Below are 18,087 nucleotides of genomic sequence, written 5' to 3' on the forward strand. Positions count from 1 at the left end.
GATCAGTTCGTCAGTTTACCCGACTTGCCGTTTTATTGCAGGGCGGGAGCCCTCGTGTACAGCAGGCCCGCCCGGTCAATCCCTCTCACTGCTTCCGTTCCGTGGGGCATGCCCTTCCCCGGCACTCCTTGCAGACATAGGACAGTTTCAAATCGTAAGATTCGATATCCAGGCCGGTCTCCGCCTTCAGTTGCTCCGTGAGGTCGCCCAGGAAGACGTCCTGGATCCTCCCGCAACACCGGCAAAGCAGGTGATCGTGCCGCGAATTGCGGTCGTAACGGTCCGGCTGGCCCTCGACGCTCACCCTTCGAATCAGCCCCTGTGCGGAGAGCGCGTTGAGGTTGTTGTAGATTGTGGCCATGACGATAGAGGAGTGCTGTTTTTTCATCTCGAGGAAAATCCGCTCCGCGGTCATGTGCGTACCGGCCCTGTTCACGAGCTCCAAAATACCGTTGCCGTACCTGCCCATAGCCCCCAAAATAGAATTGATTTAAATCTAATTTACCCTATAGATATCAATTCGTCAAGCACTTTTTTCTCCCCTTGGCGACGTTCAGGGACAGAAATATTTTTGTTGCGGAGACAGCACCGGACATAACTTCCCCGGGGAAAGAGAACGAAGCCTGGAGCGATGGTCAACGGGAATGAACCACGCGCGGATGCGCCCCGCCTCGATGGAGGAAAAAGCGAGAGGCACCGGGCTCTCTCGCCCGGCGCCTCCCATAAATTAAAGTACGGTTCAATCCATCGCGATCCTATCTACTTCTTGAGGGTTCTCCAGATCTTACCCGAATTTTCATAGCTGGGGTCCAGGGTCTCCCTACCGGGAGTCCAGGACGCGGGGACGACCTTGCCCGTCTTGGCGTGCTCCTGAAGCGCCTGAATGCCGCGTATGATCTCGTCGGCGTTACGCCCCAGAGGAGGGACGTTGACGGACAGCCAGTTGACGACTCCGTCGGGGTCGATGACCACGGTCGCACGGATGTCCACTCCGGCGGCCGGGACGTAGGCTCCATAAACATCGCCCAAGACCCCGCCCGGGTCCGTGAGCATGGGGAAGGGAACGCAATCCTTCATGCAGTCGATATTGCAGAGTTCGAAATCGTGCCAGTTCTTGTGAACAAACTTACTGTCCGTGCTGATCAGCAGGACCTGAACGCCCATCGCCTCGAAATCCTTTGCCCGCTCTGCCAGAGCGGTCAGCTCCGTGGGTCAAACGTAGGTGAAATCCCCCGGATAGAAAAAGAGCAAAACCCACTTCTTGGCGTAATCCGAAAGTCTGAAAGTGTCAAAAGCCTTTTTGAAATACCCCTCGGCCGTGAAGTCCGGCGCCTTCTCGCCAACCCGGACCCTGTTGCTGCAACAACCTTCCATGACAACCCCTCCTTGAAATAAACACGAAGACCAAAATTACACTAAACTACTTGGTATTCTATCGCTCCCGCAAAACACGGGGACCGTCAAAAATACCTAGTTCAAACCCACGAACGGATTACCTCAGGAAGCCTTCGACGACCTCGGACCATTGATCTAACAATATCCGTTCTGAACGTACTTCTTCCGCCCCTAGCGCTGGAGCCCCCCTCAGACCTTGACAAGGGATAAGACCCCAATTATTATTTGTTTGCTTAGAAAAACAATTTAATGGATCGACAAATCTCTGCTGCTGTTTTTCAAGCTTTGTCGCTGTATTTTTGTTTTGCCTCGATGATTTTTGTTTCTCTAGCTTACCCAACGATGGGAGGAGGGAGTTTGCATCCTAAGTCGTTAGGTGGGCGGAGCAGTTATGGAGCCGAAATCTTCGGGCTCCGACATGACGCAGCGGATGCGCGGCATCCGGAAAGGAAGGATCGGCACAATGAGCAGAAAGGGTCTATGCGTACTGGGCGTGCTGCTGGCCTTCGTGCTGGTGGCCGGAGGACAACCTCGATTCGCTTCGGCGGAAAATCTTCCGAACACGATGAAGGTGGTCCGTACCTTCGGCGGAGAGGAGGTTGAGGATGCCTACAAACTGATGGGAGGCTGCGCGAACCGCCGCATGTCCTATCGCCTGATGCAGGTGTTGGAGAGGAATCAGTACGGGGACCGCGTCTTTCGTCCCTATGATCTGAGCCTCCGGTCGGAGTGGATGTTCGGCTGCGCGCTGAACTTCTTTCAGAGGGAAAAGTACACGGGGGAAGACCAGGGGATCTGGCTGAACTGGCGTTTTGCCATGACGGCCGGCGCCCCGAAGTTTCAGTTTTCGGGGCGCTCCCGTTCCTCCGGGGAGCGTTTCCTCTGCACGCCTCCCAAAGCGGTGGCCGAGGACCTCTTTACGGTCAATGCCGAATGGAACAAGAGGCTCGGACAAAGGTGGAGCGCCCTGCGTGCGAAACTGATGAAGGAGATCCTCGAAGCGGACTTCCCGGGGAAAAAACCAAAGGATCTGACGGAGGAGGAGCAGGAGAGGCTTCTCGAGAAGCTGAACGCAAAGATGGCCGTCGAGTGGCCCAAGCAGCTCAGCCCCGAGGAAAAGAAACTGGACGACGAGAGCAATCGCCTCGGCGGCGAACTGGAGAGGGTTCTGACCACTCCCCAGGAGAAGGACTACGAGTACAGGGTACTGGAGAAGGGCGTCGGCGTTCCGGTCCTCGTTCGGGACGGCAAGCTGAAGTACGACGGCGGCACGCTCGAGCTTAGTGCACAAAACCGCGGCCTGACGGAGACGATGCTTTTCAGGATGGTTCAGATCGCCTCCGGGCTGTGGCCGGATGGTGTGTTCCGATCCGGCGGCGTGTCGATCGAGACGGGATGGAACGACTCGAAGGTCAGGGGCTTCCTGACGAACGAGCTGAAGGTCCCCGCCGGTAAGGTCCGGATGGGGGCGGCGGGGAACCTGACCGCGGGGAAGGACCTGACGCTGGCCGACGCATGGTTCCGCGTCACTGCAGCCTCGACGGGCAAGACTCTGCTGTTCCGGGCTACGGAGCGGATGCTGTCGCCCCGGTATTTCGAGCTGAAGAGGCAAGGCGCATCCACGGAGGTGGAGGAAAACCGCTTGGCTGCATTGGCGAAGGCATCCCCCTTCCTCGGCGGGTTCGAGGTCCGCGACCACACGGCCGCAGAGAACCTGAACGACGTCCTGTACGGCAACAAGCTCGTATACCTGAGGCAGGACGGCTCCAAGGCTGAGCTGGAGCTGGGCGCTCTGCTCCAGCAGATAAAGGGAACCCCCAACGTCAGCGCCGACAGTCTCTTCAACGCCGTTGCCGGTTTCCGCTCCGCTCAGCTCGTCTCCCAGGCCTGGAGCGACGGTGCCTTCAGGCCGTCGGACGTCGCCGTTGCCGTCGGCCCTGCCCTGGGCGGGACCAACCCCGGGGATTTCTGGAGCTCCCTGGGCGTCGACGATGTGACCATCGATGCGGGGGCCGGAGACGGAAGGCTGAGGGTGACGGTCCGGGTCAAGTCCACGGGCGACACCTACACGATTCGCGAGGCCGAGGACCTGGGACGCCGGGACTACGCGAACCTGAAGGGTTATGCCGACAAGATCCGGCCCACCGCCGAAAAGGAAAAAGGATCCGGGAGCGTCGGAACTCATGGGCTTGCCGCGGACAGGGCGGTATCTGCGCTCGGCACCGTTCAAGCCGCACACGCACATACGGGCTGGAGAGGCGCGCTCCACATCACCGAGGAGAGCATGGAGGCGCTGGAGGAGAACCTGACTTCGGTACCCAGCGTGGGCTACGTCCTCGTCTCGAAGGCGCAACAACCCGGAGGTTCGGAGCCGGGGACACCCGAGCCGGACGCTCCCAAACCCGACCGGCCCAAGCCCGACGTGCCCAAGCCGGACGTTCCGAAACCGGACGTGCCCAAGCCGGACGTGCCCAAGCCCGATGTCGGACAGAAAGAACGTGTTTTGGGCGATTTCCTCAAGGCGCCCAAAAACTGGAGCATCAGCGAAACCCGACAGGGCCCGGTCACCAGGGTCTCCCTCTCGATCCGCTTCGAGACCGATCTGGACCTGAAGACCGTTCGTCTGATGACGCAGGGATTCCGTCAGGACACGGTGAAGGCCGAGCTCGTCCCCGCTGTGGCCGTCAAGTCGCTCTCCGCTGCAGCAGCCGGCAAGCGCGCCTATACGCTGAAGGCGTCGGGGGAGTTCGAAACGGCGAACAGGGACAAGGCAGCGATCACGGGCATCCGCTACACCACGGCCGACGACGCCGCGGAGAGGGAGCTGCCCCTCCCCTCGTCCGGAATTCCGCTGAGCGAGATGAAGCAGGCCGCCCCGGAGGGCGAAAAGAAGAGCGGCGGCAGCGGGTGTGATGCCGGGCTCCTGTCGTTTGCAGCTCTGATCCTGGCGCCCGTCGCGGTGCGCTCCGGCAGAAGGTCCAGATAGCTTCAGCACTTCATCTTTCGTCCCAGCGACAAGCGCAAGGCCGCCCTCTTGAAAGGGGCGGCCTTGCGTCACGCTACGGACGTTTTTTCGAGAGCGGGGGGCTTTGCGTGGTCCCAAAACGCAAGGCTCCGTTTCCCGATCATGCACAAGCGACGGCCGATGCCCCTTGAATGAAGATCCGCTTCCACTCGGAGAAAGGCCGGTCCGAGCCCGACGCAGCGGACCGGAGACGATCGGCAATCACGGGATCGACCGGCGGTCTCCTGCAAAAGACGGGGCCGCGGATCCCCGCAGCCCCGTCTTAATGGTACGACGCAGGTTCGTACGCCGGCTACTTCTTGACCTTGACCTTCTTGGCCGGAGCCTTCTTGCCCGAAACTTTCTTGGCCGGAGCCTTCTTTTCGGGCGCAGGGGCCTTGCCGCGGGCGTAGGCCAGCCCCTTGCCGGGGGTGGACTTGGGGTCGACCGCCGCAAAAACCTTTTTGGTCGCCTCGGCGCTTCCGTCGAACACCGTGCCGTAGATCTCGTTGCCCAGCATGTCGAAATGCTTCAGGTACGTCACCGCAAACTGCTTGCCGTCCGGGGTGTACTCGTAGCCGTACTCGGTGAAATAAAGGCTGCCCGCAACCTCGGGAGACAGGCTGTACTTGGACATCAGCAGGTCGACCGTCTGCTGCTTGACCGAGGTGTTGGTGTAGTACTTACGGGCAACCGCGAAAAGAACGCCGTCCTTCTTGCCGTAGTCCAGGAGGTACCACTGCATCTTGACATGGTCCTGCCCCAGATTCTTCTGTTTGGCCGGGTCCCAAGCCAGTGCAGGAGAGGAGGCGAACAGGGCCGCCGCCAAAACCAACGCGCAAACGAGCACTTTCTTCATTTCCCAACACACAACCTTCCCCAAAAGGAAATTAGGATAGCGGCGTCACCGCCCTATCCATTATTTTCGCTATTTTAGCACAGAAAAACACGGCGGGGCAGCGAATTTACCTCCGCATTTTTGACGAAAAGCGCCCAGGACCGGCATATCCGGACTATTTTTTGTTCCGGGCCCCGATCCCGTTGCTGACGGGGCGTTCCCTCCCCTCCGAGGGAGCGTTGTAGAGCTTGCCGTCGATCAGGATCTCGGAGGACCCCCCTCCGTCCAGGTTCAGGGCGTAGGCGACGTCGTGCGCACTCAGAATTTCCGCGGCCTCCTCCAGGGTCGCTCCCGAAGCGTGCAGCCCGTTGCGCCCGTCGATGACCATAAAGAACCACCTTCCGTCCTCGGTCAGGCCGACGACGGAACGCGGGTGCCTGAGCGAGACCAGGGAGTTGCCGAACCCCTCGGCATCCACCCGCACCTCTCCGTCGCTGAGCAGGAAGGGCCCCGCCTGGACAATATTCTTCATCTCGCTCCAGGATTCCCCGCCGTTGCCGGTCAGTTCGCTTTGCACCCCAACCGCAGCGCCCACGGGGAAATACCCCTCCAGCAGGGCCGCATTGCTCCCATATCCGGCCAGCACCCAGGAACCGGGCTCCAAGGGGCCGCCGCCGCCGAAGCGCAGGCCGGCGCTCCGCCCGTTTCGAACCACGACCTCCGCCGCCGGAACGGACGTCACTAGCGGCGTCGAGGCCCCATAGTGCGGCGTGTAGAGCACCAGCGTGTCGCCCTTGACGAAGCGGTTCACGGCGTTCAAAGCAAGATCCCCCTGCTCGGTGCGGACGGAGCCGCTCCAGAGCACCTCGCCGAACGCCGCCTCGTTTTCGTCGTTCCATCCCAGACAGGTGCGCCCCTGGTAGGGTTTGTTCACAAGGGCCCCCCGGACCCGGAGCGTGCCGATGGGCGCACCGCGACCGCGGCCCGTCACGGAGAAGAATCCCCCATTGATGGCCGCTCGGACGCGAGCGGCGCGGGCGATCTCCGACAAAGGCGCGAGGGTGGACACCCCTTCGGGGGGAAGGATCGGCTCCAGCTTGTATCGATCGGGATCGAGCGTCAGCATCACCCAGTAGCGCGGCGCCGTCTCCAGGCTGACGTTCGAGACCGACGGGAGGACGCGCACCTTCAGCCTCCGGGACCGGATGAGGTCCGCGAGACGGCGTACCTGAGCGTAGTCCTCCAGGAGTGCGCTGCGCAGATGCCACTCGTAGTTCGGCTGGGAGGCCGTCATCTCGAACCCCTTGCCCTTCAAAAACCGCTGCATCGCCTCGACTGCCGGCTTATCGTCGAATCCGTCCGCATAAACCCTCCACTTGGGAACCGCGGTCGCCACACCGCTTCTGTGGACGTGCAGCGTCGTACCCGCCACGGGCGAAAGGGTCACCTCCAGCAACAGGTTGGCGCTGGCCTTGCGCACCGCGGACAGAAGGCTTGCCGCCTCCCGGTCCGTGAGCTTGTGGTCGCCCCTGAAGGTCTTGGCCTTCTGAATGAGGGGCGGATCCATGCGCGTCGCCACGGTCAGGCAGCCCCGTTCGTAGGCGGACAGGCCTCCCGCATCCTTGAAGGAGACCGGCATGTTGGAGAGGATTCGGGCCTCGACCTCGAGCCCCAGGGCCTGGACGACCCATCGAAGTGCCTCCCGGCGCGTCGCCGGGGCGTCCAGGCTCTTCACCCGCTCCGTCACCAAACCGCTCCTCAGAACAAAGGCCGCCCCGCTTCGCTCCTTCGCCGTATTCCAGGAAAGTCCCCGGGCCTCCAGAAGGCCCGAGAGAAAAGCCCCCCTGGAGACCGACGGCGCCGCCTCCGCGGCCAGAACAGACAGCCAGAGCAGAAGAAGGGCGGACAGCCCCCGAAGCGCAGCGCGCTCCGCACGATTCCTCAAAAAACGCAATCGCATCGACCCCTTTAAGCAGGCAACCGCCCCCTCGATACCGTCAGGGCCCGAGGGGCGTGTTGTTCGCCTCGACACCGCAGGAATTGCCGCGGCTCGAAGCAGACAAACGCCTCCTCGAGACCGTCAGGACCCGAGGAGGCGTGTTGTTCGCATGATCCGAGGGCGAAACCCATAAACGAAGGACCGGCAAACGCAGTGCACCGAACCAGTCGCTCATAAGTGACGCCGCAAACCTTCGAGTTGCGCGTTGCTGGCTTGGGAGCTCTATCGGGAACGTCATGCAGCGGCTCCGCCTTCGACGCCGCAGGAATTGCCGCAGCACGAGTCAGGCTACGCACTCCCCCAGTTTCCACACGGACCTTATCGGCCGCGCTCCGGAGGCGTAGGCAAAGACCGCCGGCGTCTCGCCGTCCAGCACCAGGAAGTCGGCCATCTTGCCCGGCTCGATGCTGCCCGCCTCGCGAGACATCCCGATCGCCCAGGCGGCGTTCAGGGTCGAAGCCGTCAGGGCCTCCTCCGGGGTCAGTTCCATCCCCATGACGGCGAGGCTGAAGACGAAGGGCATGGACTCGCAGAAGCACGACCCCGGGTTCAGATCCGTCGCCAGCGCAACGGGGACCCCCTTCTCGATCATCGTCCGGGCGCGGGCGAACGGCTTGCGCAGGCTGTACGCCGTCGCCGGCAACAGCACGGCCACAACGCCCTCCTTCGCCATGGCCGCTATCCCCGCATCGGAGGCGGCCAACAGATGCTCGGCGGAGACGGCGCGCATCTCGCCCGCCATCGCGGCTCCGCCCAAGTCGTGCACCTCGTCGGCATGGACCTTGAGACGGAACCCCCACTCGCGGGCGCGCTGCAGAACCCGGCGGCTTTGTTCGACGGAGAAAACCCCCTCCTCGCAGAAGATGTCGCAGAACCGGGCGATCCCCTGTTCCGCAATCGCCGGAAGCATGTCCTCCCTCAAAAGGCTCACGTATCCCTCCGGGTTGTCCTTGAACTCCTCCGGAACCGCGTGGGCCCCCATGAAGGTCGGGACGACGGTCTGCGGCGTCTCCCGGCCCAAGCGGTCGATCACGCGCAGCATCCGGAGCTCCGTCTCCGTGTCCAGACCGTAACCGCTCTTGATCTCGATCGTCGTGGTCCCGTAGAAGAGCGTCGAGGCCAACAGGGCGCGGGAAAAGTCGAACAGCTCCTGGTCCGAGGCCGACCGGACCGACCGGACCGAGGAGAGGATTCCGCCTCCCGCCTTGAGGATCTCCAGGTACGACTTGCCCTCGAGGCGCATGGAGAACTCCGTCTCGCGTCGGGCGGCGAAGCAGGCGTGCGTGTGCGGATCGACGAACCCCGGGATCACCGCAGCCCCTTCCAAATCGAACTCCTGGTCCGGGCAACGGTCCTCCAGGCACTTTTCCACATCCGCCATCGCCCCCACAGCGGCAAACTGCCCGTTATCGACCAGAAAACAGCCGTCCTCGTAAAAGGCCAGCTTACCCTGTTCTCCCCCCGCAGCCGGATCCCTGCCGGTGAGGGGCGTATAGATGCGTCCGTGCTTGAAAAGCTTCAAGGTCATAGCCGCGACTCCCTCCTCGAACACAAAAATTTAAAGACAAAATGCGACGGCATACGGATGCCGCCGCACTTGCAAGCGTTCTCTCATCACGGGGAATCCGTAGGGTTCCCCACCATTATAATATACTCTCGGCGCGTCAGGGCTCCTAGGCCAGAGATCCGACGGCCCCCTCCGCCGCCTCCAGGACCGCGCCGCTCATGGTCAATTCAAGGACGCGCTCGATGAGCGGGTGGAGGTATTCGTCCTTCTTCAGGAAGGGAACCACGGAACGGATCCGGGCGTGCGCCGCCGCCGTCCCCTTCCCCGGCTTCAGGTCCCCGAGGCTGAAATCCAGGGCCTGGGCCCCCATCAGCAGCTCCACCGCGACGATCTTGCGGACGTTTTCCAGAATCGTCACGGCCTTTCGGGCGGAGTAGCCCCCCATGGAGACGTGGTCCTCCTGATTCGCAGACGTCGGGATGGAGTCCACGCACGACGGGTGGGCCAGCACCTTGTTCTCGGAGACCAGCGAGGCGGAGACGTACTGCGGGATCATGAACCCGCTGTTCAGTCCGCTGCTCTCGATCAGGAAGGGGGGCAGGCCGGAGAGCGAGGCATCGACCATCCGAGCCTGACGCCGCTCGGAGATGCTGCCGAACTCGGCCAGCGCGATCCCGAAAAAGTCCATGGCCAGGGCCAGCGGCTCGCCGTGAAAGTTGCCGCCGCTCAGCGCCTCCTCGTCGTCCGGGAAGATCAGCGGATTGTCCGTTACGGAGTTGATCTCCGTCTCCAGGACGCCGCGGACGTAAGCCAAAGCGTCTCTGCCGGCTCCATGCACCTGCGGCACGCAGCGCAGGGAGTAGGCGTCCTGCACGCGATCGCCCTTGTACTTCTCGACAATCCCGCTGCCCTCAATCAGGCGGCGCAGGTTCGAGGCGACATCGTTCTGTCCTCTGAAGGGCCTGAGCGCATGGGTGCGGGCATCGTAGGCATAGGGGACGCCGTGCAGGGCCTCCATGGACATCGCCGCCGCAACGTCGGCGGTTCGGACCAGCCTTTCGGCGTCCAGCAAGGCCAGTGCGCCCACCGCGTTCATGACGGTGGTCCCGTTGTTGAGGGCCAGCCCCTCCTTGGCCCCAAGCGAGATCGGAGCGAGCCCCGCATCCGTCAGCGCCTCGGCGGTGGGAACGACCCTGCCCCGATACTCCGCCATCCCCTCCCCCATGAGGGCCACGGCCAGATGCGAGAGGGGACAGAGGTCCCCGGAGGCCCCGACCGATCCCTGGCAAGGAATCAAAGGATGAATGCCCGCATTCAGCAGGTCGGCGAGGGCGGACAGGGTCTCGAGGCTGATGCCCGAATTTCCCCGGCTGAGCGTGTTGATCCGCAGCAGCATGATGGCCCGCGTCACGTCCACGGGGTAGGGGTCCCCGACGCCGCAGGCGTGGCTGCGCAGCAGGTTCTCCTGAAGCCTGCTGCGATCCTCGCGCGAGATGCGGACCGAGGCCAGATCGCCGAACCCCGTGGTGATGCCGTAGACCGCCCGATCCGAGGCCGCCCAGCGCTCCACGAGGGCAGCCGCCCTCTTCACGGCCCGGACCGCCCCCTCTCCGAGGCATACCTTGTCTCCGTGTCGCGCAACGCGCTCAATGTCGTCAAATTTCAAAGAAAGTCCATCCAGGGCGATCGTGCGTCCGCTCAATTCGTGACACCTCCTGCAAGGAAAGGGCAAGGCAAGGCCTCGCAACGATGAAAACGGTAACGTCCCGTCCGCGGTACAGTGCAATTCCATTCACTACCCCCAAAAACCTGAACCCGATTCTAATCAATTTTTCGAAAATCAGCAATAGCAACGATTTACAACAAAAACGCATCCCACAGACAGTCCATCGCATCGATGCTGCGACAGTTCGATGCATCGATATGCAGCAGGGACAGGGGCAAGGTCGTCCGCACCGGTTGGGCATATCCCCGCAGGTCTGATATAATAGGGCAAAGACGGATAAACCCTGCGGTGCTCGTGATCGCGATAATGTCTTGAGCCAACGCTCGATTTCCATGAGGATCCATGGTCCTTGTCGGGGATGACGACGGAACGTTGACTGAACTGAGGCGAGGCAGTCCTCACTTTAATGGGAACGGGTCAAGACTTTCAAGACACGGCTCTCGCGGGGACAGATTCGAAAGAGGACCGGGGCGGCCGAGAAAGCCGCCCCGGTCCTCTTTCCCCGCCCCAAGGCTTCGACGGGGACCGCAGAATGGAATGGACGGACAACGAACGAAAGGAGAGGGACGCAGCCCCCTCGACAGGGAGCGCGGTCCCGAAGCGTCGCATGCAATCATTCGTCAGAGTCGCCGCCACCCGCTGGACGGACGACGGGCGATCGACGGTCATCGAGGAGTCGGTGCTGGTGGAAAGGGAGTTCCTCCTGCTCGTCAACGGCCGTCCGTTCAACCGTCAGGCCTGCACCCCGGGCAATGCGCGCGAGCTGGCCGTGGGGTTCCTGTGTTCCGAGGGCTACATCTCCAACGCGGAGGAGATTCTGGAGCTGGAATCCGACGAGGCGGCGGTCAGGGCGAGCGTCCGGCTCGCCGAGCCCTTGAGGCGCCGCGGGCCGATGCGCCTGCCGCCGCTGCATTGGGACCCGCGGACCGTCATGAACCTCTCCCGCGCCTTCCTGGAGCGGTCCGCACTCTTCAGGGAGACGGGCAGCGTCCACTCCGCCCTGATCGCGAGGGACACGGAGCCGCTCTGCTTCGCCGAGGACCTGGGACGGTTCAACGCCCTGGACAAATGCCTGGGCAAGGCGCTTTTGGCGGGAGCGGACCTGGCACGCTGCGCCCTCTTCACCAGCGGCCGCCTGCCCCTGGGCATCGCGCTCAAGACGATACGCGCGGGCATTCCGCTGGTCGTGTCCCGCTCCGCGCCGACCGACGCGGCGCTCGAACTCGCCTCACGCTGCCGCCTGCAGATCGCCGGCTTCGCCCGGGGCGACCGCATGACCGTGTACTCATAGCCCCTTTCCCGACAAAGAGCTCCCCGGCCGTCCGGGGAGCTCTTTCAGCACTCTCTCGAAAAAACTATTTTTCGGGCTTCGCGTCCGCCTCGTTCAACTTGTCGAGCAGCTTCTGGAGCCCCAGCACCTTGGCCCAGGACGCCTTCTGGAACTTGCCCCCCAGCTTGCGGTAGGGGGCGTCCGGCTCGGGCACGTTCAGGAGCTCGGTCGTCAGCCGTCCCTTCAGACAGAGGGGACGTCCGGGGCCCGGAGGCAATGCCCTGACCGCCACCGCCTTCCCGTTCTTCTTGAGCACCTCGAACGAGCAGCCGTAGTCGCAGACCCGGCAGTGCTTGACTTCCTTCGCGAGGTCCCACGTCCTGCCCTTGCGCGCCGCGCGCCGGTCCGTCAGGGCCCCGACGGGGCAGACGGAGACGCAGCGGTTGCAGGATACGCACTTCGAGGCCTCGAGCGTCAGATCGTCGTCCGCGACGATCCGCGTGCCGTACCCGCGCCCGGCGAAGGCCAGGACCTGACGCTCCTCCTCCACCTGATAACAGACCCTGACGCACTTGCCGCAGAGGATGCACTTGCTGTCGTCCTTGACGATGTAGGGGCTGGAGAGGTCGACGTGCTCCGGCCTGCGGACGCCGTCGTGCTCCCGAAAGGCCACCCCGTATTGCCAGGCGTACTTCTGGAGGAGACACTCCCCGGCCTTGTCGCAGGTCAGGCAGTCGTTGGGATGGCTGTCCAGAAGGAACTGCAGGATGGACCGGCGGTAGCGGACGATCCGGTCCGTCCCGGTCCTGATGTCCATGCCGTCCCGGGCCAGCAGGGAACAGGAGGTCTGGAGCTTGGAGCTCCCCCCCACCTCGACGATGCACAGCCGGCAGGCGGAGGCCACGGGCAGGCTTTTGTCGTGACAGAGCGCCGGGATCTCGATCCCGAGCTCCCGGGCCGCGTCCATGACGGTCGTCCCGGACGGGACGGAGACCGCCCGGCCGTCGATGCGCAGAGCGACGTTTGCCATGACGGGCCTCCCCTCAGCGCTTCTCGATGGCGCCCACCGGACAGGCGGCCGCGCAGGCACCGCACTTGACGCACTGGGCGGGGTCGATGACGTGGCGCTCCCTGGGCTTTCCGGAGATGCAGGAGGCGGGACAGCCCCTCGTGCATTTCGTGCAGCCGATGCACTTCTCCGTGATGAAGAAGGAGAGCAGCGCCTTGCAGGAGTGTGCGGGACACGTCCGTTCCCTCACGTGCGCCTCGTACTCGCCGCGGAAATAGTGGAGCGTGCTGAGCACCGGGGTCGCCGCGGTCTGCCCCAGCCCGCAGAGCGAGGTGGCGGTGATCACGTCCCCCAGATCCGCCAGCACCTCGAGGTCCTCCGCCTCTCCCCGGCCGCCGGTGATCTTCTCCAGGGTCTCGAGCATCCGTTTGGTCCCCTCCCGGCAGGGCACGCACTTGCCGCAGGACTCCTCCACGGTGAACTCCAGGAAGAAGCGCGCGATGTCCACCATGCAGTCGGTGTCGTCCATCACCACCATGCCGCCCGACCCCATGATGGAGCCGATCCGGGCCAGGGACCCGAAGTCCACGGCGGTGTCGAAGAGCTCCCGGGGGATGCAGCCGCCGGAGGGCCCGCCGGTCTGGACGGCCTTCACCTCGCGCCCCTCCGCGGCCCCGTCGCCGATCCCGTAGACGATCTCCTCGATGGTGGTCCCCATGGGCACCTCGACGAGCCCCGCATTGCGCACCTTGCCCACGAGCGAAAAGACCTTGGTCCCGGGCGAGTCCTCGGTCCCGATCCCCAGGAACCAGTCGGCCCCCCGGTCCAGGATCAGCGGGACGTTCGCGAACGTCTCCACGTTGTTGATGATCGTGGGACAATCCCAGAGGCCCCTGTGGGACGTACGGTAGACCTTGGTGCGCGGCATTCCCCGTTTGCCCTCGATGGACTCGATCAGCGCCGTGCCCTCGCCGCAGACGAAGGCGCCCGATCCGAGCCGGAGCTCGATGTCGAAGGCGAAGTCCGTCCCCAGGATTCCGCGCCCCAGCAGGCCCCGTTCCCGGGCCTGAGCGATGGCGTGCCGGAGGTGCTCCACCGCCAGCGGGTACTCGGCGCGAACATAGATGAAGCCGGTATCGGCCCCGGTGGCGTAGCCGGCGATGGCCATGCCCTCCAAAACGGCGTGGGGATCGTTCTCCAGGATGGAGCGGTCCATGAAGGCCCCCGGATCGCCCTCGTCGGCGTTGCAGACGATGTACTTCTGGGGCACATCGTGGCGGAAGGCCTCCGCCCACTTCTTTCCGGTGGGGAACCCCGCTCCGCCCCGGCCCCTGAGGTTCGAACGCGTCATCTCCTCGATGACCTCACCCGGCTTCATCGCCGTCAGCGCCTTGGACAGGGCGGCGTAGCCGCCGATCGCCACGTAGTCCTCCACGTTCTTGGGATCGATGATGAAGCAGTTCCGCAGCACGAGCCGCAGCTGTTTTTCGTAAAAGCTCCCCGCCAGACGGTACTCTCCGTCGACAAACACGACATCCGACCTCTCCCGCAGCCGTTCGTCCAGGCGTTGCCGGGCCCGGGCCCTCAGATCCCCGAGCGTGCCGGTCGTGATCTCCCTCACCTCCGCAGTCGTCGCCGCCATCTTTCTCCCCCTCTCGCAGCGTCCAGGATGACCCACGAAATCTATCGGTACTTGTCCAGCGTCGCCTTCACCGTCGCCGGGGTCAGGTTTCCGTGCTGCTCCCCGTCGATGGCGATGACCGGAGCGATGCCGCAGGCACCGAGACACCGTGTCGGGGTGATGGAAAACTGGAGGTCCGGAGTGGTCTCCCCCGCCTTGATGCCCAGCTCCTGCTCGAGGGCATGCATGACGCCCTCGACGCCCTTGACGTAGCAGGCCGTGCCCAGGCAGACGCTGATGTCGTGCTTTCCCTTGGGGATGAAGGTGAACTGAGAGTAGAAGGTCGCCACGCCGTAGACCTCCGACATCGGGACCTTGAGCCCCTTCGACACGATCTCCAGCACCTCCTTCGGGAGGTACCCGAAACGCGTCTGGGCATCCTGCAGCACGGGCATCAGCGCCCCCCTGCGCCCCTTGTTGTCCTCGATAAACGCCTCAAACGCCCTGAGCTTCTCGCGGTTCTCCTCCATATCGAACTTGAACTCAGCCATTCCGGGCCCCCTTTCGAAAACGGCTCAACCGACGACACGCCCCTCTCCGCGGGGAAAGAGCGCCCCTCTCCCCCATTCCATGATACAATAATCCAGCAGAAATTGGATATTTCAAGCAATTTATCGCCCCGTCTATTGTAGCGTTAAAGTATCAAATTGACCATTACGGATGTGCCGGGTCAACTCCAGAGTCGATTTTTCAGGGACATTTGCAGTGTTCCGCCGAAAGGGGAATTCGAAAGGAGGCTTCGGAACTTGATCAAGCTGAACATCGACGGCCGCGACGTCGAGGTGAGTCCGGGGACGACGATCATCGAAGCGGCCCGCAAGCTGGGCGTGGAGATCCCCAATCTTTGCTACGACAAACACCTGACCGCCTTCTCGGGGTGTCGGATGTGCGTCGTCGAGCTCGAGGGATCGAGCAAGCTGGTAACCGCCTGTTCCACTTTGGTCAGGGACGGCATGGTCGTGCGAACGAAGACGGACCGGATCGTCCGCTACCGCCGCAGCCTCCTGGACCTCATCATGGGCAACCATCCCCAGGACTGCCTGACCTGCGAGAAGGTCGGGAGCTGCCAGCTCCAGAACCTGTGCTACGAGTACGGGGTCAAGAAGAGCCGCTGGACGAGGACCAACACCGACCTTCCGCTGGACGAGGCGAACCCCGTCATGATCCGCGACCAGAACAAGTGCATCAAGTGCGGCAAGTGCGTCCGGGTCTGCCGCGAGGTCCAGGTGACGGGCACCATCGACTTCGTGGGGCGCGGCGTCGACTCGACGGTGACGACGGCCTTCGACCGGCCCATCGACCGCGAGATCTGCCGGATGTGCGGACAGTGCGTCGCCGCCTGTCCCACGGGCGCCCTGATCAACAAGCATTTCGTCGGAACGCGCCCGTGGGAGGTCAAGAAGGTCCGGACCACCTGCCCCTTCTGCGGCACGGGCTGCAACTTCGACCTGAACGTCAAGGACGGGCGGGTCGTGGGGGTGACCCCGGCGGAGGACGCCGTCATCAACGGCACGCAGCTCTGCGTCAAGGGGCGCTTCCACACCGACCTGATCCACAGCCCGGAGCGGCTGACGCACCCCCTGATCAAGGTGGACGGAAAGTTCCAGGAGACGACCTGGGACAAGGCCATCCGGTTCGCCGCCGACCGCTTCACCGAGATCGTGGAGCGACACGGGCCGGACGCGGTCGCCGGCCTCTCCTCGGCGCGCTGCACCAACGAGGACAACTTCGCGTTCCAGAAGTTCATGCGCGTGGCGATCGGCACCAACAACGTCGACCACTGCGCCCGGACCTGACACGCCCCCACGGTCGCAGGTCTTGCGACCTCACTGGGAAGCGGCGCCATGACGAACTCGGTGAACGAGATCCTGGACGAGGACCTGCTCTTCGTCATCGGCTCCAACACCACCGAGGCCCATCCCGTCATCGGCATCAAGATGAAGCAGGCGGTCCGGCGGGGCACGAAGCTCATCGTCGTGGATCCGCGCCGCACCGAGCTCGCCGGGATGGCCGACCTCTGGCTGCCCCTGCGCTCGGGGACGGACATCGCCCTCATCAACGGGCTCATGCACATCATCGTCAAGGAGGGCTGGCAGGACGAGGCGTACATCCGGGAGCGCTGCGAGGGCTACGAGGAGCTCCTGAAGACCGTCGAGAGCTACACGCCCGAGCGGGTGGAGTCCCTGACGGGGATCCCGCGCGAGCAGCTCCACGAGGCCGCGCGCCTCTACGCCACGACCCGGAAGGCCGGCATCTTCTACACGCTCGGGATCACGGAGCACATCTGCGGGACGAACAACGTCAAGAGCCTGGCCAACCTGGGGCTCCTGACCGGACACATCGGCTTCCCGAACGCGGGCATCAACCCGCTGCGCGGACAGAACAACGTGCAGGGCGCCTGCGACATGGCCGCACTGCCCTCGGACTTCCCCGGCTACCAGAAGGTGACGGACCCGGAGAAGCTGGCCTTCTTCGAGCGGCTCTGGGGACGGAAGCTCTCCGGAAAGCCGGGCCTGAAGATCCCCGAGATGTTCGACGCCGCGCACGAGGGGACCCTGAAGGCCATGTTCGTCATGGGCGAGGACCCCGTGATGAGCGACGCCGACGCCAACCACATCAAAAAGGGCTTCGAGGCCATGGAGTTCGTCGCGGTGCAGGAGATCTTCATGTCCGAGACCGCGAAGTTCGCCGACGTGATCTTCCCCGCGGCCTGCTACGCCGAGAAGGACGGGACCTTCACCGCCTCCGAACGCCGGGTTCAGCGCGTCCGCAAGGCCGTGGAGCCGCCGGGGGAGGCCCGCGTCGACTGGCAGATCGTCGCGTCCGTCGCCCGGGCCATGGGCGCCAAGGGGTTCGACTGGCGCACCTCCGAGGACGTGTTCGACGAGATCCGGGCCGCCATGCCCACCTACAGGGGCATGACCTACAAGCGCATCGACAAGGAGGGGCTCCAGTGGCCCTGTCCGACGGAGGACCACCCGGGCACCCCCTACCTCCACAAGGACGTCTTCTCCATCGGCAAGGCCAAGATGACCGCGATCGAGCACGTGGAGCCCGCCGAGCCGGTCTGCGGGGAGTATCCCTTCCTGCTCATCACCGGGCGGAGGCTCGAGCACTACAACGTCACGACGCGCTTCTCCCGGACGCTCGACGCCATCGTGCCCTGCGAGATGGCGGAGCTCCACCCCGACGACGCCCAAAGGCTCGGGCTCGCCGAGGGGGAGCTGGCCCACGTGACCTCGCGGCGCGGGCAGGTCATCACCCGCGTGACGCTGACCGACCGCGTCAAGCCCGGCTCCATCTTCATGACGCTGCACTTCAAGGAGTCGCCCGTGAACGAGCTGACCATCGGGGCCTTCGACCCCATCACGCTCACCGCGGAGTACAAGGTCGCCGCCGTCCGGGTCGAGAAGGTCGAGAGCGACTACGACCCCGCGACCGTCGAGCGGTTCGTGAACCTGCGCCACGCCGCCGGCTTTGACAAGGGCTAAAGGACCGGAGAACGTCCCGGGACTCCGTCCCGGACTCTGCCAAGGGAGCAAGCTCCCTTGGATCCCTTTCTACCGTTCCGGGAGGGGGGGCGTTGCCCCCCCTCCCGGAACGGTCAATGGGGGTGCAGGGGGACACGTTCCCCTGCTGGGGGTCTGGGGGCGAAGCC

At 63.9% G+C, this 18,087-nt stretch carries 12 protein-coding genes; 3 read left to right on the top strand and 9 right to left on the bottom strand.

The annotated features are described in order from the left end of the window. Window positions 1-85 precede the first annotated feature (85 nt). Both EII26_RS06555 and EII26_RS06560 read right to left on the bottom strand, forming a co-directional pair. Window positions 86-469 carry a Fur family transcriptional regulator gene (locus EII26_RS06555; protein ID WP_124888354.1) on the bottom strand — a complete coding sequence of 128 codons (384 nt, stop codon included), beginning with the start codon at window positions 467-469 and terminating at the stop codon, window positions 86-88. Window positions 470-759: 290 nt separating this feature from the next. Then, entirely contained in the window at window positions 760-1,374 is a 615-nt protein-coding gene (locus EII26_RS06560; RefSeq protein WP_233572642.1) for a peroxiredoxin, read from the bottom strand. Window positions 1,375-1,858: 484 nt separating this feature from the next. On the opposite strand from EII26_RS06560, the gene EII26_RS06570 reads away from it, so the two are divergent. Further along, entirely contained in the window at window positions 1,859-4,381 is a 2,523-nt protein-coding gene (locus EII26_RS06570; RefSeq protein ID WP_124888356.1) for a hypothetical protein, read from the top strand. A gap of 331 nt (window positions 4,382-4,712) precedes the next feature. On the opposite strand, the gene EII26_RS06575 is transcribed toward EII26_RS06570, so the two are convergent. The 4 genes from EII26_RS06575 to hutH form a co-directional block, all read right to left on the bottom strand. Then, window positions 4,713-5,258: a hypothetical protein gene (locus EII26_RS06575; RefSeq protein WP_124888357.1), complete on the bottom strand. Its 546-nt coding sequence runs from the start codon at window positions 5,256-5,258 to the stop codon at window positions 4,713-4,715. A gap of 154 nt (window positions 5,259-5,412) precedes the next feature. Then, window positions 5,413-7,182, bottom strand: a complete 1,770-nt coding sequence (locus EII26_RS06580) for a phosphodiester glycosidase family protein (RefSeq protein ID WP_124888358.1) — start codon at window positions 7,180-7,182, stop codon at window positions 5,413-5,415. Between the two features lie 337 nt (window positions 7,183-7,519). Further along, complete coding sequence (gene hutI / locus EII26_RS06585; protein WP_124888359.1) at window positions 7,520-8,764, bottom strand: imidazolonepropionase; 1,245 nt, start codon at window positions 8,762-8,764, stop codon at window positions 7,520-7,522. 145 nt (window positions 8,765-8,909) lie between these two features. Then, on the bottom strand, window positions 8,910-10,445 hold the full coding sequence (gene hutH, locus EII26_RS06590; RefSeq protein ID WP_233572643.1) for a histidine ammonia-lyase: 1,536 nt from the start codon (window positions 10,443-10,445) through the stop codon (window positions 8,910-8,912). 631 nt (window positions 10,446-11,076) lie between these two features. Between hutH and EII26_RS06595 the strand changes: the two genes are divergently transcribed. Then, window positions 11,077-11,760 (top strand): formate dehydrogenase accessory sulfurtransferase FdhD, encoded by a 684-nt coding sequence (locus EII26_RS06595; protein WP_158612191.1) that lies wholly within the window; start codon window positions 11,077-11,079, stop codon window positions 11,758-11,760. A 64-nt stretch (window positions 11,761-11,824) separates the two neighbouring features. On the opposite strand, the gene EII26_RS06600 is transcribed toward EII26_RS06595, so the two are convergent. Genes EII26_RS06600 through nuoE form a run of 3 tightly spaced genes read right to left on the bottom strand, consistent with a single transcriptional unit; the run spans window position 11,825 to window position 14,920 of the window. Beyond that, on the bottom strand, window positions 11,825-12,769 hold the full coding sequence (locus tag EII26_RS06600; RefSeq protein ID WP_124888362.1) for a 2Fe-2S iron-sulfur cluster-binding protein: 945 nt from the start codon (window positions 12,767-12,769) through the stop codon (window positions 11,825-11,827). 13 nt (window positions 12,770-12,782) lie between these two features. Further along, complete coding sequence (locus EII26_RS06605; protein WP_124888363.1) at window positions 12,783-14,390, bottom strand: NADH-ubiquinone oxidoreductase-F iron-sulfur binding region domain-containing protein; 1,608 nt, start codon at window positions 14,388-14,390, stop codon at window positions 12,783-12,785. 41 nt (window positions 14,391-14,431) lie between these two features. Further along, window positions 14,432-14,920: an NADH-quinone oxidoreductase subunit NuoE gene (gene nuoE, locus EII26_RS06610; protein WP_124888364.1), complete on the bottom strand. Its 489-nt coding sequence runs from the start codon at window positions 14,918-14,920 to the stop codon at window positions 14,432-14,434. A 255-nt stretch (window positions 14,921-15,175) separates the two neighbouring features. Here nuoE and fdhF point away from each other — a divergent pair, with 255 nt between their 5' ends. Then, the gene (gene fdhF / locus EII26_RS13415; RefSeq protein ID WP_124888365.1) at window positions 15,176-17,920 is read left to right on the top strand and encodes a formate dehydrogenase subunit alpha; all 2,745 of its coding nucleotides are present in this window, start codon (window positions 15,176-15,178) and stop codon (window positions 17,918-17,920) included. Window positions 17,921-18,087: the final 167 nt, after the last annotated feature.

Source organism: Fretibacterium sp. OH1220_COT-178, assembly GCF_003860125.1.
Taxonomy (GTDB): Bacteria; Synergistota; Synergistia; order Synergistales; family Aminobacteriaceae; genus CAJPSE01.